This window comes from Streptomyces sp. NPDC048269 (assembly GCF_040652395.1).
GTDB lineage: Bacteria > Actinomycetota > Actinomycetes > Streptomycetales > Streptomycetaceae > Streptomyces.
On sequence record NZ_JBEZLW010000013.1, the window covers coordinates 1 to 23,431 of the forward strand.

The 23,431-nt window shown below is 68.8% G+C and carries 19 protein-coding genes and 2 tRNA genes; 17 read left to right on the plus strand and 4 right to left on the minus strand.

Translation table 11 applies throughout. From position 1 onward, the window contains the following. Positions 1–104: 104 nt before the first annotated feature. Positions 105–695, minus strand: coding sequence for a hypothetical protein (locus tag AB0D48_RS16800; protein WP_362396554.1), 591 nt, complete (start codon positions 693–695; stop codon positions 105–107). Positions 696–1,585: 890 nt separating this feature from the next. Between AB0D48_RS16800 and AB0D48_RS16805 the strand changes: the two genes are divergently transcribed. Beyond that, positions 1,586–1,768 carry an integrase gene (locus AB0D48_RS16805; RefSeq protein ID WP_362396557.1) on the plus strand — a complete coding sequence of 61 codons (183 nt, stop codon included), beginning with the start codon at positions 1,586–1,588 and terminating at the stop codon, positions 1,766–1,768. 70 nt (positions 1,769–1,838) lie between these two features. On the opposite strand, the gene AB0D48_RS16810 is transcribed toward AB0D48_RS16805, so the two are convergent. Continuing rightward, positions 1,839–1,909, minus strand: a tRNA-Gly gene (locus AB0D48_RS16810). 168 nt (positions 1,910–2,077) lie between these two features. Between AB0D48_RS16810 and AB0D48_RS16815 the strand changes: the two genes are divergently transcribed. From AB0D48_RS16815 to clpX, 5 genes are all read left to right on the plus strand, one after another. Then, positions 2,078–2,154: transfer RNA gene (locus AB0D48_RS16815), tRNA-Pro, on the plus strand. A 186-nt stretch (positions 2,155–2,340) separates the two neighbouring features. Continuing rightward, a complete protein-coding gene (gene tig / locus AB0D48_RS16820; protein ID WP_362396560.1) occupies positions 2,341–3,738 on the plus strand; it encodes a trigger factor in 1,398 nt (465 codons plus the stop codon). 276 nt (positions 3,739–4,014) lie between these two features. Next, positions 4,015–4,632: an ATP-dependent Clp protease proteolytic subunit gene (locus tag AB0D48_RS16825; RefSeq protein WP_362396563.1), complete on the plus strand. Its 618-nt coding sequence runs from the start codon at positions 4,015–4,017 to the stop codon at positions 4,630–4,632. 68 nt (positions 4,633–4,700) lie between these two features. Next, positions 4,701–5,372 (plus strand): ATP-dependent Clp protease proteolytic subunit, encoded by a 672-nt coding sequence (locus tag AB0D48_RS16830; RefSeq protein ID WP_362396566.1) that lies wholly within the window; start codon positions 4,701–4,703, stop codon positions 5,370–5,372. 153 nt (positions 5,373–5,525) lie between these two features. Then, a complete protein-coding gene (clpX, locus tag AB0D48_RS16835; RefSeq protein WP_328925721.1) occupies positions 5,526–6,812 on the plus strand; it encodes an ATP-dependent Clp protease ATP-binding subunit ClpX in 1,287 nt (428 codons plus the stop codon). Positions 6,813–6,879: 67 nt separating this feature from the next. Here clpX and AB0D48_RS16840 read toward each other — a convergent pair whose 3' ends face one another. Further along, positions 6,880–7,788, minus strand: a complete 909-nt coding sequence (locus AB0D48_RS16840; RefSeq protein ID WP_362396571.1) for a hypothetical protein — start codon at positions 7,786–7,788, stop codon at positions 6,880–6,882. A gap of 106 nt (positions 7,789–7,894) precedes the next feature. After that, positions 7,895–8,539, minus strand: coding sequence for a hypothetical protein (locus AB0D48_RS16845; protein WP_362396574.1), 645 nt, complete (start codon positions 8,537–8,539; stop codon positions 7,895–7,897). 99 nt (positions 8,540–8,638) lie between these two features. Between AB0D48_RS16845 and AB0D48_RS16850 the strand changes: the two genes are divergently transcribed. The 11 genes from AB0D48_RS16850 (at position 8,639) to AB0D48_RS16900 (ending at position 23,400) form a co-directional block, all read left to right on the plus strand. After that, positions 8,639–11,260 (plus strand): valine--tRNA ligase, encoded by a 2,622-nt coding sequence (locus AB0D48_RS16850; RefSeq protein ID WP_362396578.1) that lies wholly within the window; start codon positions 8,639–8,641, stop codon positions 11,258–11,260. A gap of 185 nt (positions 11,261–11,445) precedes the next feature. After that, a complete protein-coding gene (locus AB0D48_RS16855) occupies positions 11,446–12,594 on the plus strand; it encodes an ATP-binding protein (protein WP_362396581.1) in 1,149 nt (382 codons plus the stop codon). Positions 12,595–12,911: 317 nt separating this feature from the next. Beyond that, complete coding sequence (locus AB0D48_RS16860; RefSeq protein ID WP_362396584.1) at positions 12,912–14,435, plus strand: folylpolyglutamate synthase/dihydrofolate synthase family protein; 1,524 nt, start codon at positions 12,912–12,914, stop codon at positions 14,433–14,435. Between the two features lie 2 nt (positions 14,436–14,437). After that, positions 14,438–14,806 carry a DUF4233 domain-containing protein gene (locus AB0D48_RS16865; RefSeq protein ID WP_362396587.1) on the plus strand — a complete coding sequence of 123 codons (369 nt, stop codon included), beginning with the start codon at positions 14,438–14,440 and terminating at the stop codon, positions 14,804–14,806. 64 nt (positions 14,807–14,870) lie between these two features. Beyond that, the gene (gene ndk / locus AB0D48_RS16870) at positions 14,871–15,281 is read left to right on the plus strand and encodes a nucleoside-diphosphate kinase (RefSeq protein WP_362396590.1); all 411 of its coding nucleotides are present in this window, start codon (positions 14,871–14,873) and stop codon (positions 15,279–15,281) included. A 318-nt stretch (positions 15,282–15,599) separates the two neighbouring features. Next, positions 15,600–16,619, plus strand: coding sequence for a rod shape-determining protein (locus AB0D48_RS16875; RefSeq protein ID WP_008738981.1), 1,020 nt, complete (start codon positions 15,600–15,602; stop codon positions 16,617–16,619). Between the two features lie 135 nt (positions 16,620–16,754). After that, the gene (mreC, locus tag AB0D48_RS16880; protein WP_362396593.1) at positions 16,755–17,702 is read left to right on the plus strand and encodes a rod shape-determining protein MreC; all 948 of its coding nucleotides are present in this window, start codon (positions 16,755–16,757) and stop codon (positions 17,700–17,702) included. Between the two features lie 13 nt (positions 17,703–17,715). Continuing rightward, positions 17,716–18,423 carry a rod shape-determining protein MreD gene (gene mreD, locus AB0D48_RS16885; RefSeq protein ID WP_362396596.1) on the plus strand — a complete coding sequence of 236 codons (708 nt, stop codon included), beginning with the start codon at positions 17,716–17,718 and terminating at the stop codon, positions 18,421–18,423. Positions 18,424–18,435: 12 nt separating this feature from the next. Further along, entirely contained in the window at positions 18,436–20,616 is a 2,181-nt protein-coding gene (gene mrdA / locus AB0D48_RS16890; RefSeq protein WP_362396599.1) for a penicillin-binding protein 2, read from the plus strand. A 14-nt stretch (positions 20,617–20,630) separates the two neighbouring features. Then, positions 20,631–21,830, plus strand: a complete 1,200-nt coding sequence (rodA, locus tag AB0D48_RS16895) for a rod shape-determining protein RodA (RefSeq protein WP_362396602.1) — start codon at positions 20,631–20,633, stop codon at positions 21,828–21,830. 49 nt (positions 21,831–21,879) lie between these two features. After that, positions 21,880–23,400, plus strand: coding sequence for a CYTH and CHAD domain-containing protein (locus AB0D48_RS16900; protein WP_362396605.1), 1,521 nt, complete (start codon positions 21,880–21,882; stop codon positions 23,398–23,400). Positions 23,401–23,431 lie beyond the last annotated feature (31 nt).

Sequence of the window (23,431 nt, forward strand, 5' to 3'; positions counted from 1 at the left end):
CGACATCTCGAAGCGTGGAGAACGGCCGCCTCCGCTGTCCCGGGAAACACCGCAGATCAGCAGGTCGGGTGACGAGCGAGGATAAATGCCAAGCTCAGTCTGAATCAGGCCTGGCTTTCAGACTTTCGTGCCGAGCGTGCCCACTCCCACACCATGTGCGCGACAAGAGCTACGGCGGTGAGGACAGCGATCACTCGAATCGTGCTCCAAGCGACTTCAGCAAATTGTCCCGCAGCGTCCGCTTCTACCTTCAGTCGTGCAGAGGTCTCGACATAGGCGATCAGTGGAACAAGGAGGCGGAACGAAAGTCCGTCAATTCCGGGGATCCGCGCCAGATTCCCGAAGAGCCCCATCGGGGCGCCGAAAAGAAAAGCGCCAATTCCCCAGATGAGAATTCCTGACGAGACGCTTTCCCCGCTCATTCCGTCGGATGTCATTCCGATCGGCGCGACAGGGCTGAAGTATTTGAGCAGGTAATAGACGGCCACGCCGATGGCCAATGCCGAAGAGGCCAGCCAGGCGGACTCTATCTTCGATGGTCGGGTGTATCCGATCAGTAAGGCGAAACATGCCCACGACCATCCCCCGGAGAATACAAGGTTCACGACGTGAAAAATCTGGCCCTCAAATTTGCCCGAGAGCGCACCAAGCGTGCCAATCAGTACGCCTGCTCCGAGAGCCGAAAGTATGGACATGGTGTGAGTGCGTGGAAAATTCACCTTATGTTTCCTGTCTGCGGGTCACCGATAAAGGGGGTTGGTGATCGCCCTGGGTTCCTGTACTGGCGATTTGTGCGGGAACCCAGGGTGTCGCAATGCCTACGGTGACATCTACGGTTTCGCCTATTGCGGTACTGGAGCCAGCGCGCCGCCGGCACCCAAGTCGAGCCCTGAGCGATCTTGAAACCGTCGTGGCGCGAGTCACCGCGGGTTCAAATCCCAGACCCACCGCAGGTGAACGGCCCCCGACCAGCGAGAACGGTCAGGGCCGTCGGTATGTCCAACCACAGTGATCGCCAGGTGTTCCCCGTAGCTCCCCGACCGATCGGGCGCGTGCGGGGCGCGGATAGCCTCTCTCGCCATGACGATCACTGACCCGACTGACCCGCAGAGAGAGCACGAGCTGGGGAGGGTTGCCCTCTGGTTGACGCCCGACGATCTCCGCTGGCTTGCCGGTCACTGCTGCTGTGGCCCAGACGCGTCGGACGAAGACCATGACCGCTGTGGGCGCATCCGCTTCAGAGCCAGCGCTGCCCTCCACAAGCACGGGCGTACTGGCCAAGCAGGACCAGGGAGCCAGGACGGACAGACGCCGCATCAGAGGTAGCGGTCGGGGAGCCGGGCGTGATCCTCCAGGACATCCGCGATCACCTGAAGCGCTACGCCGAACCGGGTGCGGACGTGCGTGTCTTCATCGGGGGCCAAGGGGGCGACTCCGCGCCGGAATCACTTCAACCGGCTGTGGCACAAGGCTTGCCGGGAGACCGGGAGACCGGGAGACCGGGATCAAGGGGCTGTATTTCCCTGATCTTCGGCACCCCGCCAACACCCTGGCGGCGTCCACGGGAGCCAGTACGAGGGAGTTGATGTCCCGTAGGGGCCCCAGCACTGCCCGCGCCGCGCTGATATGTCAGCACGCGAGCGCCGATCGGGACCGGCTGATCGCCGACGCGCTCAGCGGGCTCGTGAAGAACGGCCGGCAGGGCGCCAAGAAGGGTACGAAGCAAGATCCGCGACCCAAGGGCCGCGTGGGGGACGCGGAGGGCTGATCAGAGCCCTCGGGAATGACTAAGGGCCAGGCGGAGGAAACATCCTCTGACCTGGCCCTTGAGTGTTCAGAGCGGGCGACGGGAATCGAACCCGCGTAGCTAGTTTGGAAGACTAGGGCTCTACCATTGAGCTACGCCCGCAACGCGCGCGCCGCAGGTCCGGGGACCGCGGCACGAACAGCATCCTAGCGGGTCGAGCCGCGGGAACGCACACCACATTCGTGCCCGCGCCGAGTCCTGTCGGAAAGCCGGTCGGGAAACCCCGCGCATCAGAGGGTCTCCGGGCATGTACCCTACGTGTCGCACCGACGGGGTGTGGCGCAGCTTGGTAGCGCGTCCGCTTTGGGAGCGGAAGGTCGTCGGTTCGAATCCGGCCACCCCGACCACCAGCAGTGTCTCCTTCGAGTCCCTCGAGGGTCTCCACAAGATCGCGTTGTGGGCTGATTGCCGCTTGCGGTTACTATGCAAGCTGCGTGCCCGTGTGTCTGATGTACCGGGCCGAAGTCCGCTGAACCGCTGAATCGCAGCGTGACGGCAGAACCCCCAGCAGTCAGCCACAAGGAGACCGAACCGTGAAGAGCGCCGTGGAGACCCTGAACCCGACTCGGGTTCGGCTCACTGTTGAGGTGCCCTTCGAGGAGCTCAAGGACAGCCTCGACGCGGCGTACAAGAAGATCAACCAGCAGGTCACGGTGAAGGGCTTCCGCAAGGGCAAGATCCCTGCCCGCGTCATCGACCAGCGCTTCGGCCGCGGTGCGGTGCTGGAGGAGGCCGTCAACGACGCCCTCCCGAAGTTCTACACCGAGGCGGTCAACGAGGCCGACCTGAACCCGCTGGGCCAGCCCGAGGTCGACATCACGGAGCTGAAGGACGGCGAGCTGCTGGCCTTCACCGCCGAGGTCGACGTCCGCCCCGAGATCGAGATCCCGGACTACTCCGGCATCGAGGTCGAGGTCGACGCCATCGACGTCTCCGACGAGGAGGTCGAGAAGTCGGTCGAGCAGCTGCGCGGTCGTTTCGCGTCCACCAAGGACGTCGAGCGCGCCGCCCAGGACGGCGACGTCGTCACGATCGACCTGGAGGCCAAGGTCGACGGTGAGGTGCTGGAGGACGGCGTCGCTTCCGACGTGTCCTACACCATCGGCTCGGGCGAGCTCCTCGAAGGCATCGACGAGGCCGTCAAGGGCCTGGAGGCCGGTGGCGAGGCCACCTTCACCTCCCAGCTGAAGGGCGGCTCCGCCGAGGGCAAGGACGCCGAGGTCACCGTCAAGGTCACCAAGGTCTCCGCCCGTGAGCTTCCCGAGCTGGACGACGAGTTCGCGCAGATGGCGAGCGAGTTCGACACCCTCGAGGACCTCAAGGCGGACAGCCGCAAGCGCCTCGAGAACATGAAGCAGTACGACCAGGCCACGCAGGCCCAGGAGCGCGTCCTGGAGAAGCTGCTGGAGCTCGTCGAGGTGCCGATCCCCGAGAAGCTGCTCGCGGACGAGGTCCAGACCCGCAAGCACAACCTGGAGCACCACCAGCTCGGCCAGATGGGTCTGACCATCGAGAAGTACCTGGAGTTCCAGGGCAAGACGGTCGAGGAGTTCGACGCCGAGACCTCCGAGCAGGCCGTCAAGGGCATCAAGACCCAGTTCGTCCTCGACGCGCTGGTCAACAAGGAGAAGCTGGGCGTCAACCAGGAGGAGCTCACCGAGCACCTCATGCGCCGTGCCCAGTCCTCCGGCATGTCCCCCGACCAGTTCGCCCAGGCCGTCGTCGAGGGTGGCCAGGTTCCGATGCTCGTCGGCGAGGTCGCCCGCGGCAAGGCCCTCGCGGTCGTCGTCGAGGCCTCCAAGGTCGTCGACACCAACGGTGAGGTCGTCGACCTCTCCGACGAGGACGAGGAGCAGGCCGTCGAGACGGCCGAGGCCGCCGTCGAGGGTGACGCCGAGGCTGCCGAGGACAAGGCCGACGAGGCCAAGTAACACCCCGGGCGAAGCCCACTGAGCAGTGCCCCGAAGGGCCCGGACGCAGCCGCGTCCGGGCCCTTCGGCACAGGCCCCGAAAGGCCCCGGGACCTTGCGCTCCGAGCGAACAGTTCGGGAAGCGGGATGGCGTTGTCCTACCTGCGCGTTAGGGTCCATGAATACGAGGGCACGTGAGTACCCGGATGCCGGCGGACTTGTCCGCACAGGCCGGACCGCGCCCCAGAACGAGACGCTGAGACGGCACATGGCCGTCGGAGACGAGCAGGTGGATACGTGACGAATCTGAAGCCTTACGCCGCGGGTGAGCCGTCCATCGGTGGCGGCCTCGGCGACCATGTCTACAACCGGCTGCTCGGCGAGCGCATCATCTTCCTCGGCCAGCAGGTCGACGACGACATCGCCAACAAGATCACCGCGCAGCTGCTCCTCCTGGCCGCCGAGCCGGAGAAGGACATCTACCTGTACATCAACAGCCCGGGTGGCTCCGTGACGGCGGGCATGGCGGTCTACGACACCATGCAGTACATCCCGAACGACGTCGTCACCATCGGTATGGGCATGGCGGCCTCCATGGGCCAGTTCCTGCTCACCGGTGGCGCCAAGGGCAAGCGCTTCGCCCTGCCGAACACCGACATCCTGATGCACCAGGGCTCCGCCGGCATCGGTGGCACCGCGTCGGACATCAAGATCCAGGCCCAGTACCTGCTGCGCACCAAGCAGCGCATGGCCGAGATCACGGCGTTCCACTCGGGCCAGTCCGTCGAGGCGATCATCCGCGACGGCGACCGTGACCGCTGGTTCACCTCCGAGGAGGCCAAGGAGTACGGCCTCATCGACGAGATCATCTCGGCCGCGTCCAACGTGCCGGGCGGCGGCGGCACCGGGGCCTGATCCCGGCGCGCGACCTCGCGTACGCCCGCCCCGTACAGGCAAGCCTCAGCCCGCAGAACGCCACCAGGATGGTGAACACCCAGATGCACATGAACAACCTCTCCCCCGCGAGCGGCCTCTACACCGGCGCGTCGGTGGACAACCGCTACGTCATCCCGCGCTTCGTCGAGCGCACGTCGCAGGGCGTGCGCGAGTACGACCCGTACGCGAAGCTCTTCGAGGAGCGCATCATCTTCCTCGGCGTGCAGATCGACGACGCCTCCGCCAACGACGTCATGGCGCAGCTGCTGTGCCTGGAGTCGATGGACCCGGACCGCGACATCTCGATCTACATCAACAGCCCCGGTGGCTCCTTCACCGCGCTGACGGCGATCTACGACACCATGCAGTTCGTGAAGCCGGACATCTCGACGGTCTGCATGGGCCAGGCGGCCTCCGCCGCCGCGGTCCTGCTCGCCGCCGGCACCCCCGGCAAGCGCATGGCCCTGCCGAACGCCCGTGTGCTGATCCACCAGCCCTCCGGCGGTACCGGCCGCGAGCAGCTCTCCGACCTGGAGATCGCGGCCAACGAGATCCTGCGCATGCGTGACCAGCTGGAGACCATGCTGGCCAAGCACTCGACGACGCCGATCGAGAAGATCCGCGACGACATCGAGCGCGACAAGATCCTCACTGCGGAGGACGCTCTCGCGTACGGCCTGATCGACCAGGTCGTCTCCACGCGCAAGAGCTCGCACTGATCCTTGCCGCCAATTGGCGTGGACACGCCGTCGAATTCGGCGATGTGAACCACGTCAAGGGGGCCCCGCTCGGGGCCCCCGGCAAGGTACCGTCGGATATGAGGCACCAGGAGCGCTGAACCAGGCGTCTCCCAGGCGAAGGGGAAGCACCTCGTGGCACGCATCGGTGACGGCGGCGACCTGCTCAAGTGCTCGTTCTGCGGAAAGAGCCAGAAGCAGGTGAAGAAGCTCATCGCAGGACCCGGTGTGTACATCTGCGACGAGTGCATCGACCTCTGCAACGAGATCATCGAAGAGGAACTCGCGGAGACCTCCGAGGTCCGGTGGGAGGAACTCCCCAAGCCCCGTGAGATCTACGAGTTCCTGGAGAGCTACGTCGTCGGCCAGGAGCCGGCGAAGAAGGCGCTCTCGGTCGCGGTGTACAACCACTACAAGCGGGTCCAGGCCGGCGAGAACGGTGGCGCGCAGGGCCGGGACGACGCGATCGAACTCGCGAAGTCCAACATCCTGCTGCTGGGCCCCACGGGCTCGGGCAAGACCCTGCTGGCCCAGACGCTCGCGCGCATGCTCAACGTCCCGTTCGCCATCGCCGACGCGACGGCGCTGACGGAGGCCGGTTACGTCGGCGAGGACGTCGAGAACATCCTGCTCAAGCTGATCCAGGCGGCCGACTACGACGTCAAGAAGGCCGAGACCGGGATCATCTACATCGACGAGATCGACAAGGTCGCCCGCAAGAGCGAGAACCCGTCGATCACCCGCGACGTGAGCGGCGAGGGCGTTCAGCAGGCCCTCCTGAAGATCCTGGAAGGCACGACGGCTTCGGTCCCGCCGCAGGGCGGCCGCAAGCACCCGCACCAGGAGTTCATCCAGATCGACACGACGAACGTGCTCTTCATCGTGGGCGGCGCCTTCGCCGGCCTGGAGAAGATCATCGAGTCGCGCGCGGGTGCCAAGGGCATCGGCTTCGCGGCGACGATCCGTTCGAAGCGCGAGATCGAGGCGAGCAACCAGTTCCAGGAGGTCATGCCGGAGGACCTGGTGAAGTTCGGGATGATCCCCGAGTTCATCGGCCGCCTCCCCGTGATCACCTCGGTCCACAACCTGGACCGCGAGGCCCTGCTCCAGATCCTCATCGAGCCGCGCAACGCCCTGGTGAAGCAGTACCAGCGGTTGTTCGAACTCGACGGTGTCGAGCTGGACTTCGAGCGCGAGGCCCTCGAAGCCATTGCCGACCAGGCGATCCTCCGCCAGACGGGCGCGCGCGGCCTGCGCGCCATCATGGAGGAGGTCCTGATGTCGGTGATGTACGAGGTCCCGTCCCGCAAGGACGTGGCCCGCGTGGTCATCACCGCCGAGGTCGTCCGCTCCAACGTCAACCCGACGCTGGTCCCGCGGATCGTCCCGAAGGACCAGGGCCCGCAGGAGAAGTCGGCGTAACCGCCGCCAGACAGCACGCAGAAGGGGCGCCCCGGTCGGGGCGCCCCTTCTGCGTGTTCCGGTGCCGCTACTTCTTGACGCGGGCCGTGTTGTAGAGCTTCGCGGTGATGTCCGCGGTCTGCTCCAGGGTGTAGCCCGGCTTGCCGGCGAGGATGGAGGCGATGTCCGTGGCGCTGACCATGCTCAGCGTGCTGTAGTCACCCCAGATGCAGACGGGGACGGTGAACTCCTTGGGACCCTTGGTCGTCGTGTCCTTCGACGTGACCTTGATCTCCTGGCACTTCATCACGGCGCCGTCGAAGCCGGCCGGGGTCATCGTCTTCGGGCTCCCGATGAGTTGCACCTCCGACTTGCCGTCCTTGGAGGCGTTCAGCTTGGCCATGGCGAAGTAGCCGTCCACCGACTTCTCCGGGTCGGCGAGCTCCCCGTACACGCCCTGGAAGTTGAGGCCCTTTGCCGACAGCGGGTTCTTCGGGTCACCAGCGGTGTAGGTCATGCCCACCTGGGTCGGGTTCTTGATGCCCGCCGCCTCGGCTTCCTTCTTGTCCGCGTCGCTGAATTCCTTGTCCTTGTATTTCGGGTCCTTCTTGAAGTCGTCCACCGACTCCGGGGCCACCAGCTTGTAGCCCTTGGTGGAGGTCGAGACGCCGCCGCCCGCGCCACCGCCCTTCGTGAAGTACCAGCCGCCGCCCGCGATCACCGCTACCGCGACGACCACCGCGATGATGACGCCCGCCTTCGACTTCTTCGGCTGCTGCTGCGGCATCCCGCCGTACGGGGGCTGCTGCGGGTAGCCGTACGCGGGCGTCTGCGGCTGCTGGGGGTAGCCCTGCGGCGGGACGCCCGGCTGCTGGGGGTAGCCGTAGCCCGGCTGGGGCGCGGGCTGACCGTACGGGCCCGGCGGCGGGGGCTGCTGCCCGTACGGACCCGGCTGCTGCGGCTGCTGCCCGTACGGACCTGGCTGGTTGTAACTCATCCCTGCGTCCCCCTTAGGAACTTCTTTAGGAACTTCTTATGTTGTCCACATCCTCTCGGAAGATCGACTGCGTCCGGGCGCCGGGGTCCCAGGCGTTACGGAACTACTACGACGCGGAGACCTCCATCGCGGCCCGCAGCTCACGGGCCTGCGCCGCGAGCGCGTCGATGGTCACCGGCTCGTTCTCGATGGGGACGGTGACCGTCACCAGGGAGCTGTGGTCGGCCCACATGCACATCGGCATCGACCCCTCGGCTATCACGACGGTGCCGCAACGCATCGCGCCACCGGCCGGGTTCCCGGCGTCGTGCGTCGTGATCTCCGCCTCCTCGAGGCCCATCCCCTTCAGGGCGGTGGTGAGTTCCGCGCCCGGGTCCTCGTCGCGGAAGCTGGCCGCCGCGCCGCTGACCACCAGCTGAGCGGTGCCCGCCTGGTCGGCGTACACGACCGCCACCCTCGTCGTGCCCGGCTGCGCGGGGCCGGACTGGTTCTGGCCCTGCTTGATCGCGTCGACCCGCGGTCCGTCGACCTGCAGGGTCAGGCTCTGGAAGGACGCGGGCGGTACGAGCTTGTAGCGGCCGGCGTCCGCCGGGCCGTCGGCCCCACCGAGCGCACCCAAGGCGAACTTGACGGCGAAGGAGCCCGCGGCGAACCCCAGCACCATTCCCACGACCTTGAGGACGCGCTTGTTCTTCGACGGGACGGGCGGCGTGACCTGCACGTTGCCGTAGTACTGGGTGATCTCGTTCATGCCCCGCATGAGACGGCCCCCGCACGCCCACGGTCAACGGGCGGCCGCTGTGCGGTATCGATTCGTAACGGAGGTGGGCCCGCCCTTATCCTTTCGCTCGTGACCGAGAACACGCAGACACCCAGCAGCCCCAACTCCGAACTGCCGACCCAGTACGCGCCGGCCGAGGTAGAAGGGAAGCTCTACGAGCGCTGGGTAGAGCGTGGCTATTTCGAGGCCGACGCGAAGAGCGAGAAGCAGCCGTACACCGTCGTCATCCCGCCGCCGAACGTCACGGGCTCGCTGCACCTGGGCCACGCCTTCGAGCACACGCTGATCGACGCCCTGACCCGCCGCAAGCGCATGCAGGGCTTCGAGACGCTGTGGCAGCCCGGCATGGACCACGCGGGCATCGCCACCCAGAACGTCGTCGAGCGCGAGCTCGCCAAGGAGGGCAAGTCCCGCCACGACCTGGGCCGCGAGGCGTTCGTCGAGCGCGTCTGGCAGTGGAAGGGCGAGTCCGGCGGCCAGATCAGCGGGCAGATGCGCCGCCTCGGCGACGGCGTCGACTGGTCCCGTGAGCGCTTCACCATGGACGAGGGCCTCTCCGAGGCCGTCCAGACGATCTTCAAGAAGCTCTACGACGACGAGCTGATCTACCGCGCCGAGCGCATCATCAACTGGTGTCCGCGCTGCCTCACCGCGATCTCCGACATCGAGGTCGAGTACCAGGACGACGAGGGCGAGCTCGTCTCGATCCGCTACGGCGAGGGCGACGCGTCCATCATCGTCGCGACCACCCGCGCCGAGACGATGCTCGGTGACACCGCCGTCGCCGTCCACCCGGAGGACGAGCGCTACAAGCACCTCGTCGGCACCGAGATCGAACTGCCGCTGACCGGCCGCCGGATCCCGGTCGTCGCCGACGAGCACGTCGACCCCGCGTTCGGCACCGGCGCCGTCAAGGTGACCCCGGCGCACGACCCGAACGACTTCGAGATCGGCCAGCGCCACAACCTGCTGAACCTCGCCGTCCTGGACGAGCACGCCGTCATCACGGCCCACGGCCCCTTCCAGGGCCTGGACCGGCTGGAGGCCCGCTCCGCCATCGTCGCCGCGCTGCGCGCCGACGGCCGGATCGTCGCCGAGAAGCGTCCGTACACCCACTCCGTCGGCCACTGCTCGCGCTGCAAGACCACCATCGAGCCGCGCCTGTCGATGCAGTGGTGGGTCAAGGTCGGCCCGCTCGCGAAGGCCGCCGGTGACGCGGTCCGCGACGGCAAGGTCAAGATCCACCCGCAGGAGATGGAGAAGCGGTACTTCGACTGGGTCGACAACCTGCACGACTGGTGCATCTCGCGCCAGCTGTGGTGGGGCCACCGCATCCCGGTCTGGTACGGCCCGAACGGCGAGGTCGTCTGCGTCGGCCCCGACGAGCAGCCGCCGAGCGGCGAGGGCTGGACCCAGGACACGGACGTCCTGGACACCTGGTTCTCCTCCGGCCTGTGGCCGTTCTCCACGCTGGGCTGGCCGCAGCAGACCGACAGCCTGGCGAAGTTCTACCCGAACTCCGTCCTGGTCACCGGCTACGACATCCTCTTCTTCTGGGTCGCCCGGATGATGATGTTCGGCCTGTACGCGATGGACGGCACCCCGCCGTTCCACACCATCGCCCTGCACGGCATGGTCCGCGACCAGTTCGGCAAGAAGATGTCGAAGTCCTTCGGCAACGCGGTCAACCCGCTGGACTGGATGGACACCTACGGCTCCGACGCGGTCCGCTTCACCCTGGCCCGCGGTGCCAACCCGGGTGTCGACGTCCCGATCGGCGAGGACTGGGTCCAGGCATCCCGCAACTTCGCCAACAAGATCTGGAACGCCACCCGCTTCGCGCTGATGAACGGCGCCACGATCGAGGGCGAGCTGCCGCCGGTCGAGCAGCTGTCGGCCACCGACCGCTGGATCCTGTCCCGGCTCAACAAGACCGTGGCCGAGGTCGATGCGTTCTACGAGGACTACCAGTTCTCGAAGCTGTCGGACACGCTGTACCACTTCGCGTGGGACGAGGTCTTCAGCTGGTACGTCGAGCTGTCGAAGACGACGTTCTTCGCGGGCGGCGAGCAGGCGAAGGTCTCCGGCCGGGTCCTGGGCGAGGTCCTCGACGTCATGCTGCGGCTGCTGCACCCGGTGGTCCCCTTCGTCACCGAGACGCTGTGGACCACGCTGACCGGAGGCGAGTCCCTCGTGATCGCCGACTGGCCGAAGGACAGCGGCTTCCGCGACGAGGCCGCCGAGGCCGAGATCGGACTCGTCCAGGCCGTGGTCACCGAGGTCCGCCGCTTCCGCAAGGAGCAGGGCCTCCAGGACGGCCAGAAGGTCCCGGCCCGCCTGGACCTGTCGGGTACGGCGCTGGCCGCGCACGAGGGTGCCATCCGCCAGCTGCTGCGCCTCCAGCCGGAGGGCGACTCGTTCAGCGCCACCGCGACCCTCCCGGTCGCCGGCGCCACGGTCGCGCTCGACCTGTCGGGCACCATCGACGTGGCCGCCGAGCGCAAGCGCCTCTCCAAGGACCTCGGTGCCGCCGAGAAGGAGAAGCAGCAGGCCGAGGCGAAGCTCGGGAACGAGGCGTTCATCGCCAAGGCCCCCGACAACGTCGTGGACAAGATCAAGGGCCGCCTCGCCAAGGCCGAGACCGACATCGCGCGGCTCCAGGCCCAGCTGGACGCGCTGCCGGCCGGCTAGCAGCCGCGAACGAACGAGTGAAGGCCCCCACACCGTCGGTCGATGTGGGGGCCTTCCCCGTATGCCTTCCCCGCGTGGGAGCCGACGTCACAGAGACCTCCGACCTGTACGAAGTGCCCTGAATCACTCGTCATCCGGTCCCGGGGGATCCGATTCCGCGGCGGCCGGCACGGATGATGGAGGGCATGCACGTCAAGCAGGTCGCCTCGGCGCTCCACCGGGCTGTGGCCTCCGGCCGCCGCCTCACCGAGAGCTGGGCCGGCTCACGACGGGCGCTGGACGTGCTCACCGCCCTCAGCTGCCTCGCCCTGATGGCGCTGGACCTCCCCGGCCTCGCCGCCGCCGACAACTCCCTCAACGGGCCGCTCGCCGCCGTCGTGCTCGCCGTCGGCTGTTCGACCCTGCTGCTGCGGCGCCGGGCGCCCTGGATCTCGTACCTCGCCGCGCCGCTGTTCATCGGCTGGCTGCACGAGCTCACCCTGATCCAGTTCGCCCTCTACTCGGTCGGCCGCTACCGCGGCCGCCGGGCCGGGATCCTCGCCACCCTCGGATACCTGGCCTTCGCGCTGCTGGTGTTCAGCGTCCCGGGCTGGCCCGAGCCCAGGGTGGAGACCCTGAGCTCCTTCCTCAGTCTGGTCGTGCCCATCGGGGTGCTCGCCTCCGCCGTGGGCATCGCCGCCTACCGGCACGACCTGGTGGCAGAGCTCACCGCCCGGCGGGCCGAGTCCGCCGTGTTCCAGGCCGTCCAGCAGGAGCGCACCTCCGTCGCCCGCGACGTGCACGACTTCGTCGGGCGGGAGTTGACCCTGCTCACGGTGCGCTCCGAGGTGCTGTCGACGCGGGCGCGCGAGACGGCGTACGCGAAGGACTTCGAGGAGCTGGCCGACACCGCGCGCCGGGCCCACCTGGTGCTGAACGAGATCATCGTCCAGCGGGGGGAGCGGGCCTCGACTCCGGGGGTGGACGGGCTGCCGGCGCTGGCGGAGGAGAGCGGCCGGGCCGGTTCGCCCGTACGTCTCGCTCTGGATCCGGACGCGCACGCGCTGTCGCCGCTGCGGCAGGCGGCGGTCTACCGGGTGGTCCAGGAGTGCCTGACGAACGCCGCCAAGCACGCGCACGGCGAGACCATCGAGGTGTCCGTCAAGACGGACGGCCCGCGGCTGCGGATCTCCGTCAGCAACGCCCTGCCCGCCCGGACCCCGGGCCGCGCCCCGGTCTCGGCGGGCTCGGGCACGGCGAGCATGTCCGAGCGCGTGCGCAGCCTGGGCGGCGAGCTCACGATGACGCGCACGGAGTACTCGTACGAGGTGGTCGCGACCCTGCCCCGCGGTTAGGCAGGGCCTTCGCCGGGCAGGCAGGCCGCCCAGGCTGTCTGTCCCTGCCCTCGACGCGGGCGGCCCTAGCCCAGGGCGGCCGCGGACGGCTCATTGCGGACGGATTCCCTGCCCCCGTGCCTGGATGAGGGTGCTGCGGTGCCGGGTCCGTCCCTCTGTCGCGGCTGGAAGCTGTCGGGTTGGTGCAGGACTGCGGCATTTGTTCCCCAAGTTCCTGCCCGCAAGGCGGGTACGACGATCACGTCGCCCCGCTCGCCGAAGGGCCCGAAACGCCCGGGCCGAAGGTCCCGCGTGTCCTCGTCCGTAGACTGGGCTCCGTGAGTGAGCAGCAGCCCGACAGCCCCGACAGCCCCTTCGATGGATCTGACGAATTCGACCAGATCATCGCGGAAGAGTCCGACCGCGATCCCGACCTGGCGGTGATCGAGGCCGGCAGCCGCACCCTGCGCGCGCAGGCCGGTCCGCCCCAGGGTGACCCGGTGCCCGCCCCGCCCGCCGACCCGGAGGTCGCGAAGGCGCTGCAGGAGGTGGAGCAGGAGCTCGCCACCCGCTGGGGCGAGACCAAGCTGGAGCCGTCCGTGGCGCGGATCGCCGCGCTGATGGACGTCCTCGGCGAGCCGCAGCGCGCGTACCCCTCCATCCACGTCACCGGCACGAACGGCAAGACCAGCACGGCCCGCATGATCGAGGCCCTGCTGAACGCCTTCGAGCTGCGCACCGGCCGCTACACCAGCCCGCACGTGCAGTCGGTCACCGAGCGGATCAGCCTCGACGGGGCGCCGATCACCGCCGAGCGGTTCGTCGAGACGTACCAGGACGTCAAGCCGTACGTGGAGATGGTCGACGCCTCCCAGGAATACCGGCTGTCGTTCTTCGAGGTGCTCACCGGAATGGCGTACGCGGCCTTCGCGGACGCTCCGGTCGACGCGGCCGTGATCGAGGTCGGCATGGGCGGCACCTGGGACGCGACCAACGTCATCGACGCCTCGGTCGCCGTGGTCACCCCGATCAGCCTGGACCACACGGACCGCCTCGGCTCCACGCCCGGCGAGATCGCCCTGGAGAAGGGCGGCGTCATCAAGCAGGGCGCGACCGTGATCCTGGCGCAGCAGCCCGTGGACGCGGCGCAGGCGCTGCTGAAGAAGGCCGTGGAGGTCGACGCGACCGTGGCCCGCGAGGGCATGGAGTTCGGCGTGGTCTCGCGCGAGGTCGCGGTCGGCGGGCAGCAGCTGACGCTGCGCGGTGTGGGCGGTGAGTACGACGGCATCTTCCTGCCGCTGTACGGCGCGCACATGGCGCACAACGCGGCGGTGGCGCTGGCCGCGGTCGAGGCCTTCTTCGGGATCGGCCAGGAGCACGCGCGCGTGCTGGACCTGGACACCGTACGGAAGGCCTTCGCCTCGGTGACCTCGCCGGGCCGCATGGAGGTCGTGCGGCGCAGCCCGACGGTGGTCCTGGACGCGGCGCACAACCCGGCGGGCGCGGCGGTCACCGCGGAGGCGGTCACCGAGTCGTTCGGGTTCAGCCGGCTGATCGGGGTCGTGGCCGCGAGCGAGGGCAAGGACGTGCGCGGGGTGCTGGAGGCCTTCGAGCCGATCTTCGCCGAGGTGGTGGTGACGGAGAACTCCAGCCACCGCTCGATGGGCGCGGACGAGCTGGCGGCCGTCGCCGTCGAGGTCTTCGGTGTGGACCGGGTGCAGGTGGAGCCGCGGCTGGACGACGCCCTGGAGGCGGCGATCACCCTGGCGGAGGAAGAGGCCGAGTACGGAGGGGCCGGGGTCCTGGTGACCGGTTCCGTGATCACGGTGGGCGAGGCCCGCCTGCTGCTGAAGAGGGGCTGAGGATGCGCACGCTGTGTGCGAGCACGCTGATCGGCGAGTTCTTCGTGATCGGTTTCGCGGGCCTGGTGGCCATGAAGGACCCGGACCTGACCCAGACGACGGTCTGGACGGTGTGCGGGGTGAGCATGCTGCTGTCGGTGCTGCTGTGCGGGATGCTCTCGCGGCCCGGGGCGGTCCAGCTGGGCTGGGCGCTTCAGCTCGGCCTGATCGCGAGCGGGTTCGTCGTCCCGACGATGTTCTTCCTCGGCGCGGTGTTCGCCGCCCTGTGGTGGTGCTCGGTGCACTACGGCCGCAAGATCGACACGATCAAGGCCCGCTGGGCGGCCGCGCAGGAGGCGCCGGCGGCCCCCGGGGCGCCTGACGCTGCGTGACGGGTCACCCTCACAGCCCTGTAGATTCGTCCTACCGCACCCGTATGCCGCAAGGAGCCGCAACATGACCCAGCGCACCCTCGTCCTGCTGAAGCCCGACGCCGTCCGTCGCGGTCTGGTGGGCGAGATCATCGGCCGCATCGAGCGGAAGGCCGGCTGGACCATCCCCGCGCTGGAGCTGCGCACGCTGGACCAGGACACGCTCGAGGCGCACTACGGCGAGCACAAGGGCAAGCCGTTCTACGAGCCCCTCATGGGCTTCATGGCCAGTGGTCCGGTCGTCGCCCTGGTCGTCGAAGGGGAACGCGTGATCGAGGGTGTCCGCCAGTTGGCCGGGCCCACTGACCCGATCGCCGCGGCGCCGGGCTCCATCCGGGGTGATTTCGGGACCATCGTCCGGGAGAACCTGATCCACGCATCGGACTCCGAGGAGTCCGCGGAGCGCGAGCTGAAGCTGTTCTTCCCCGCTCTCTGACCCTTTCGTGAATATTCCGTGAGCACTCTTTTCTGACGTGACATCAGCCAAACAGCGCTCATGACCTGGGGCGACCGAAGTAATTTCGGTCGCCCTGCGGTATTTCCGGGCGATACCGGGAACGCCTGGGCAGGACACGTCGTCACCAGTAAGGGGGCGGGTATCCATTCCGGCGGGATTGCCGGAGTCCCGTCGCGCGGTGTCCGTACTCCCGGCACTACGATGGGGCCTCCACCCACACACCCACCTCGCCGACCTGACAGCAGCCGCTATCAACTGGAAGGCCAGACGCTCCTCATGGGGAACAAGGGGAACAACATGTCGTTCATCGGCCGTGACATGGCGATCGACCTCGGGACCGCCAACACGCTGGTGTACGTGAGGGGCCGGGGGATCGTCCTGAACGAGCCGTCCGTGGTCGCCATCAACACGAACACCGGCGGCATTCTGGCGGTCGGCTCCGAGGCGAAGAAGATGATCGGGCGCACGCCCGGCAACATCGTCGCCGTAAGGCCCCTCAAGGACGGCGTCATCGCCGACTTCGAGATCACCGAGCGTATGCTCCGGTACTTCATCCTCAAGATCCACAAGCGCCGTTACCTGGCCCGCCCCCGCGTGGTGGTCTGCGTCCCCTCCGGCATCACCGGAGTGGAGCGCCGCGCCGTCATCGAGGCGTCCACGCAGGCCGGCGCCCGCCAGGTGCACATCATCGAGGAGCCCATGGCCGCCGCCATCGGCTCGGGCCTGCCCGTCCACGAGGCCACCGGAAACATGGTCGTGGACATCGGCGGCGGCACCACCGAGGTCGCCGTCATCTCCCTCGGCGGAATCGTCACGGCACAGTCCATCCGGGTGGCCGGCGACGAGCTGGACAACGCGATCATCCAGCACATCAAGAAGGAGTACTCGCTCCTCCTCGGCGAACGGACCGCCGAGCAGATCAAGATCACCATCGGGTCGGCGTACGACCTCGACAAGGACGAGCACACCGAGATCCGCGGCCGCGACCTGGTCTCCGGGCTGCCCAAGACGGTCGTCATCTCGGCCGCCGAGGTCCGCAAGGCCATCGAGGAGCCCGTCAACGCCATCGTCGACGCCGTCAAGACCACCCTCGACAAGTGCCCGCCGGAGCTCTCCGGCGACATCATGGACCGCGGCATCGTCCTCACCGGCGGCGGCGCCCTGCTGCGCGGCCTCGACGAGCGGCTGCGCCGTGAGACGGGCATGCCCATCCACATCGCCGAGGACCCGCTCGACTCCGTCGCCCTCGGATCCGGCAAGTGCGTCGAGGAGTTCGAGGCGCTCCAGCAGGTCCTGGACGCCCAGCCCCGTCGCTGACACACGCCCCTCCGAGCAGGAGGGACCATGCGGAACACACAAGGATCCGCCGTACGGGTGCTACCGAGCCCGTGCGGCGGATCGTTGATATACAGGCAAAACAACATTCCGACGAGGAAGGCACGGCCGCCGCACGTGAGGGACACACGAGAAAGCCGGCTGCTCCTGGTGCTTCTGATCGCCATCGCGTTCGCTTTGATCACGGTGGACATCAGGGCAGGCGAGGAGTCGCCGGTCGACGGTGCCCGACAGGCCGCGGCAGCGGTCTTCGGCCCGGTCGAGAAGGGCGTGGCAACCGCCGTCGACCCGGTCGCCAACGCCATAGGGGCGGTACGGGATTCCGGCGAGCGCCACAACCGCATCGCCGTGCTGGAGCAGCAGAACGCGGCCCTGAAGGCCAAACTGGGCAGCGACGAGCAGACCCGCAGCCGCATCCACGAGCTCGACGAGATGCTCAAGCGGGCCGGCGCCGGACAGTACGGCATCAAGGGCGCCGAGGTCATCGCCATAGGAGCGGCCCAGGGCTTCTCCTGGACCGTCACCATCGACGCCGGCAGCAAGGACGGCATCGAGCGCGACATGACCGTCCTCAACGGCGACGGACTCGTCGGCCGGGTCAGCACCGTCGGCCCCGACACCGCCACCGTCGTCCTCGCCAACGACCCCGACTTCACCGTCGGCACCCGCCTGGAGAAGACCGGCGAACTCGGCTTCGCCACCGGCCAGGGCGACCGTGCGCTGTCCGTCCAGATGCTCAACGGCAAGGCCAAGGTCAGCCCCGGAGACCGCCTGGTCACCTTCGGCTCGCGAGGCAACAAGCCGTTCGTGCCCGGCGTGCCGATCGGCGAGGTCGTCAAGGTCGACCCCTCGCGCGGCGACCTGACCCGTACGGTCTGGGTGCGGCCGTTCGTCGGCTTCTCGCGCCTGGACATCGTCGGGGTCGTGGTGATGCCGCCGCGCGAGGACCCGCGCGACGCCGTCCTGCCGCCCAAGCCCGAGGCCCCCAAGCCCACCCCGACGGTCACCGTCACGGTCACGCCGTCCGGGTCCGCCAGTGTGCCCGGCACGCCGGCCGACGAGTAGGAGCAGACCGACCATGCGCTTCAACCGGATCCTGCTCTCGGCCACCCTCGTCGTGGTCGCGCTCGTCGTCCAGGTCACCGTCCTGGGCCGGCTCCAACTGCCCGGCGCCGTGCCCGACCTGGTGCTGCTCACCGTCGTCGCCCTCGCACTCGTGTACGGGCACGTCAGCGGCGCCCTCATCGGCTTCGCCGCGGGCCTCCTCGCCGACCTGGCGCCGCCCGCCGACCACGCCGCCGGACGGTACGCACTCGTCCTGTGCGTCATCGGCTACGTGGCCGGTCTGGTCCGCCCCGACAGCGGGCGGTTCCGCTCCGCCTGGGGCCCGATGCTCACCGTCGTCGGCGCCGCGATCGGCTCCACCCTGCTCTACGCGGGCGTCGGCGCCCTCGTCGGCGACACCGCCGCCCGCCACGTGGGCCTTACCGGGCTGCTGTTCACGGCCACCCTCTACGACCTGCTGCTCGCGCCGTTCACCGTGCCGTTCATCATGGCGCTGGCCCGGCGCGCCGAGAGCGACCCGATGGCCGTCGAGGCCGGCGGCGGTCCCGCGGGCAAGGCCCCCGACGTCTCCTCGGGCTGGCTGTCCGGCGGTACCGGCCTGCGCATCGGCAGCCAGCGCGGCGGCCTCCGGATGAAGACGGCGCGCGTCCGTGCCAACCGGGCCGGCCGCATAAAGGGGGTCAAGGCGGTCAAGGGCGTGAAGAGCATCAAGAAGCTGTAAGGGAGGAGCAGCGTGACCAACGTTCCGGAGACCGGCCGCACCTCCCGGGTGCAGATCCGCCTCGTGATGATCCAGGTGCTCGTCCTCTCGATGCTCATCACCCTCGGCGGGCGCCTCTGGTACCTGCAGATCCGCAACGGCGCGGAGTACTACCACGAGGCGAAGAGCAACCACGTCCAGCGGGTGGTCCAGCCCGCCGTGCGCGGCTCGATCCTCGACGCCCGCGGGGTCCCGCTGGCCGACAACGAGACCCGCCTCGTCGTCTCGGCCAGCCGCACGGCCCTGATGAAGATGAAGGACAGGGGCAAGGGCGTCATGACCCGCCTCGCCGACGTCCTGGACATGACCCCCAAGGAGGTCATGGAAAAGGTCCGGCTCTGCGACTCCACGACCCCCAAGCCCTGCTGGAACGGCTCCCCGTACCAGCCGATTCCGATCACCCTCGAAGCCACCACGCAGCAGGCGCTGCAGCTCCGCGAGCGGCCCGAGGACTTCCCCGGCATCACCGCGGAGCCCACCGCCGTCCGCCGCTACCCGGCCCCCGGCGGGGCCCGCACCTCACAGGTGCTCGGCTACCTCTCGCCGGTCACCGACGAGGAGATCCAGAAGGCCAAGGACACGGATTCGCCGCACCTGCGCTCCGATCAGGTCGGCCGCTCCGGACTCGAACGCACATATGACAAGCAGTTGCGCGGCAAGGCCGAAGTCACCTCGTACGAGGTCGACAACCTCGGCCGGGTCATGCACCAGACCAAGTCCGACCCGGGAGTGCCCGGGTCCACCCTCGTCACCAGCCTCGACGCCCGGGTCCAGGCCGTCGCCGAGTTCGAGCTCCAGCAGGCGATGAAGACCGTCCGTCAGGAGACCGACAACATCACCGGCCGCAAGTACGAGGCCGACTCGGGCGCCGTCGTCGTCATGGAGGCCAAGACCGGCCGCGTCGTCGCGATGGCCTCCCAGCCCGACTACGACCCCAACGCCTGGGTCGGGGGCATCTCCGGCACGGACTACGCCAGTCTCACCAGCAAGAACTCCAACTACCCGCTGCTCAACCGGGCCATCCAGGGCCAGGCCCCCGCAGGCTCCATCTTCAAGGTGGTGTCGGCGAGCGCGGCCGTGCGGGCCGGCTACGACTTCGACGGCAAGTACAACTGCAGCGCTTCCTACAACATGGGCGGCCGGAGCTTCGCGAACTTCGAGTCGAAGGGGCACGGCCCCATCACCCTCGGCGATGCCCTCAAGTTCTCCTGCAACACCGTCTTCTACGCCCTCGGGCACAAGGAGTGGCAGCGCGACGGCGGCCTCAAGCCCAAGAAGGACGCCCACGACTGGTTCTACCGGACCGCCCGCGAGTTCGGACTCGGCGCCGAGACCGGGATCGACCTGCCGAACGAGGTCACCGGGCGCATCCCGGACCGCAAGTGGAAGCAGAGCTTCTGGGCGGCCAACAAGAACTCCTGGTGCAAGCAGGGCAAGAAGGGCGGCACCTACGTCGAGCAGATCGCCTACGAGAGCTGCCTCGAAGGCAACCAGCTGAAGGCGTACGACAGCATCAACTTCGCCATCGGCCAGGGCGATGTCCTCGTCACCCCCATCCAGATGGCCACCGCGTACTCCGCCATCAGCAACGGGGGCACCCTCTACGACCCCACGGTCGGCAAGGCGGTGATCAGCCCCGACGGCAAGCGCATCGAGATGATCAAGCCCAAGCCCCATGGCAGGCTGCCGATCAACGCCGAGACCATCGCCAACCTCGACAAGGGCCTGCGCTCCGTCGCCGAGCCCGGCGGCACCGCCGCCTGGCGCTTCATCGGCTGGCCGATGGACAAGATCCCGATGCACGCCAAGACCGGCACCGCCCAGGTCTACGGCAAGCAGACCACGTCCTGGCTGGCCACCTACACCAAGGACTTCACGATCGTCATGACGATCTCCCAGGGTGGCACCGGCTCCGGAGCCTCCGGCCCCGCCGTGCGCAACCTCTACAACGCCATCTACGGTCTGAGCATGGACGGGAAGCAGGACCTGAAGAAGGCCCTGCTGCTGGCGCCCGAGGCGAAACTGCCGAGGATCCGCCCCGACGGTTCCATCGACTCGCCCGACATCCGGCCGTACGTGCCGCCGTCCCCGGAGGAGCTGGCTCCGCCCGTGCTCGCCGGGCCGCCCGCCCCGCCCCCCGCGCGGCAGGACTGAGGACCGAAACCGACATGCAGACCGCCAACAAGTTCTCCGTCTCCCGGTACGCGCCCGAGCGCGGGGCGATGGCCAAGCTCACCGCCCGCGACTCGGTGGTGCGCCGGCTCGACTGGCCGATACTCCTCTCCGCACTCGCCCTGTCCTTCATCGGCTCCCTGCTGGTGTGGTCGGCGACCCGCAACCGGACCTCCCTGAACCAGGGGGACCCGTACTACTTCCTCCTGCGGCACGCCCTGAACACCGGCATCGGCCTCGTGCTGATGATCGGCACCGTCTGGCTCGGCCACCGCACCCTGCGCGGTGCGGTGCCGGTCCTCTACGGGCTCTCGCTCGTGCTGATCCTCGCCGTGCTCACCCCGCTCGGCGCCACCATCAACGGCGCCCACGCGTGGATCGTGATCGGCGGCGGGTTCTCCCTCCAGCCCTCCGAGTTCGTGAAGATCACGATCATCCTGGTCATGGCGGTGCTGCTGGCCACCCGGGTGGACGCGGGCGACCTCACCCACCCGGACCACCGCACGGTCGTCAAGGCACTCTGCCTGGCCGCCGCCCCGATGGGCATCGTCATGCTGATGCCCGACCTCGGGTCCGTCATGGTCATGGTCGTCATCGTGCTCGGCGTGCTGCTGGGCTCGGGGGCCTCCAACCGCTGGGTGCTGGGCCTGATCGGCTCGGGCGTGGGCGGGGCCGTCCTGATATGGCAGCTCGGCGTCCTGGACGAGTACCAGATCAACCGCTTCGCGGCCTTCGCCAACCCCGAACTCGACCCCGCCGGCGTGGGCTACAACACCAACCAGGCGCGCATCGCGATCGGCTCCGGCGGGCTGACCGGATCAGGGCTCTTCAAGGGCTCCCAGACCACCGGCCAGTTCGTGCCGGAGCAGCAGACCGACTTCGTCTTCACGGTGGCGGGGGAGGAGCTGGGCTTCGTCGGGGCCGGGCTGATCCTGCTGCTGCTCGGCATCGTGCTGTGGCGCGCCTGCATGATCGCCCGGGAGACCACCGAGCTCTACGGGACGATCGTGTGCGCCGGGATCATCGCCTGGTTCGCCTTCCAGGCCTTCGAGAACATCGGGATGAACCTCGGGATCATGCCGGTGGCCGGGCTCCCGCTGCCCTTCGTCTCGTACGGAGGTTCGTCGATGTTCGCGGTGTGGGTGGCCATCGGGCTGTTGCAGTCGATCAAGGTGCAGCGGCCATTGTCGGCCTGATGCCCCGTTCACCCTGCCGACGTGATCCGTTCAGGACTAAGTTCGGTCTATGGCGGACACGAAACGCGAGATCGAGCGGAAATTCGAGTTCTCTCAGGCGAAGTCGGCCCGGCGGGGAGTCCCGGACCTGACGGGCACGGCCGCGATCGCGGCCGTGTCCGATCAGGGCACCGTCGACCTCGACGCCGTCTACTACGACACCCCCGACCAGCGGCTCGCGGCCGACGGCCTCACCCTGCGGCGCAGAACCGGCGGCGCCGACGCCGGCTGGCACCTCAAACTGCCCGTCTCCCCGGGGGTGCGCGACGAGATCGGGGCCGCGCTCAGCGACACGGTCCCGCGCACGCTCGCCGCCCTGCTCCGCTCGCGGGTACGGGCCGCCGGACTGGAGCCGCAGGTCAGGCTCCTCTCCTCGCGCCGGGTCAGCCACCTTCTGGACGCAGGCGGAGCCCTGCTCGCGGAACTGAGCACCGACACGGTCCGGGCCGAGCGGGGCGAGGCCACCGCCACCTGGACCGAGGTCGAGGTGGAGCTCGCCGACGGCGTCGACCCCGGGCTGCTCGACGCTGTCGAGAAGACCTTCCGCAAGGCCGGGCTGAAGGTCTCCGACGCCCCCTCGAAGCTCGCCCGGGCGCTGGCCGAGACCGGCACCGCGCCGCCGGCCCGGTCCGGGGACGAAGCCTCCGACGGCACGGCGGGCGCGTACGTCCTGGCGTACCTGCGCGAGCAGCGCGACGCCCTGATCGCCCAGGACCCGGCCGTGCGGCGGGGCCTCCCGGACTCCGTCCACCAAATGCGGGTCGCCACCCGCCGCCTGCGCAGCGCCTTCAAGACGTACCGCAAGGTGCTGGACCGCACCGTCACCGACCCGCTCGGCGAGGAACTGCGCTGGCTCGCCGCCGAACTCGGCGTCGACCGCGACCAGGAGGTCCTGATGGAGCGGGTCCAGGCCCGCCTCGACGAGCTGCCGCGCACCCTGTTGCTCGGCCCGGTCCGCGGCCGGCTGCGCACGTGGAACGCCACCCGCCGCTCCGGATCGCGCCGCCGGGTCCTGGCCGCGCTCGACAGCGCGCGCTACCTCACCCTGCTCGACTCCCTCGACGCCGTGCTGGACGAGCCCCCGCTGCGCAAGAACGCCCGCGGGCTGGCCGAGCGCGTCCTGCCGAAGGCCGTCCTGCGCGACTACGAACGCCTCGCCGGCCGCGTCGACACGGCACTCGCCCTCGCCGAGGGCCACGAGCGCGACCTGGCCCTGCACGAGGCCCGCAAGGCGGCCAAACGCGCCCGGTACGCGGCGGAGGCGGCCGCGCCCGCGCTCGGCAAACCGGCGAAACGCCTGGCCAAGGCCATCAAGCGGGTCCAGTCCCTGCTCGGCGACCACCAGGACAGCGTGGTCGCCCGCGACGCCCTGCACGGCCTCGCCGTCCAGGCGGAGGGCGCCGGGGAGTCCGCCTTCACCTGGGGCGTGCTCTACGCCCACGAGGAGGCCCTGGCCGCACGGCTCGAAGGGGAGCTTCCGGACATCTGGGCGAAGGCTTCCAAGCGGGGACTGCGGGCGGCGCTGGGATGATCATGTGGGAGGGGGCGGCTGAGCCTCGGGG

Excerpts from the sequence above, each read along its gene's own strand:
- ndk (WP_362396590.1), top strand. The coding sequence starts at position 14,871 with ATGACCCAGCGCACCCTCGTCCTGCTGAAGCCCGACGCCGTCCGTCGC.
- AB0D48_RS16845 (WP_362396574.1), bottom strand. The coding sequence starts at position 8,539 with ATGAACGAGATCACCCAGTACTACGGCAACGTGCAGGTCACGCCGCCC.
- AB0D48_RS16840 (WP_362396571.1), bottom strand. The coding sequence starts at position 7,788 with ATGAGTTACAACCAGCCAGGTCCGTACGGGCAGCAGCCGCAGCAGCCG.
- AB0D48_RS16855 (WP_362396581.1), top strand. The coding sequence starts at position 11,446 with ATGCACGTCAAGCAGGTCGCCTCGGCGCTCCACCGGGCTGTGGCCTCC.
- AB0D48_RS16830 (WP_362396566.1), top strand. The coding sequence starts at position 4,701 with ATGGTGAACACCCAGATGCACATGAACAACCTCTCCCCCGCGAGCGGC.
- AB0D48_RS16865 (WP_362396587.1), top strand. The coding sequence starts at position 14,438 with ATGCGCACGCTGTGTGCGAGCACGCTGATCGGCGAGTTCTTCGTGATC.
- AB0D48_RS16900 (WP_362396605.1), top strand. The coding sequence starts at position 21,880 with ATGGCGGACACGAAACGCGAGATCGAGCGGAAATTCGAGTTCTCTCAG.
- mreD (WP_362396596.1), top strand. The coding sequence starts at position 17,716 with ATGCGCTTCAACCGGATCCTGCTCTCGGCCACCCTCGTCGTGGTCGCG.
- AB0D48_RS16805 (WP_362396557.1), top strand. The coding sequence starts at position 1,586 with ATGTCCCGTAGGGGCCCCAGCACTGCCCGCGCCGCGCTGATATGTCAG.
- AB0D48_RS16875 (WP_008738981.1), top strand. The coding sequence starts at position 15,600 with ATGTCGTTCATCGGCCGTGACATGGCGATCGACCTCGGGACCGCCAAC.
- AB0D48_RS16800 (WP_362396554.1), bottom strand. The coding sequence starts at position 695 with ATGTCCATACTTTCGGCTCTCGGAGCAGGCGTACTGATTGGCACGCTT.
- rodA (WP_362396602.1), top strand. The coding sequence starts at position 20,631 with ATGCAGACCGCCAACAAGTTCTCCGTCTCCCGGTACGCGCCCGAGCGC.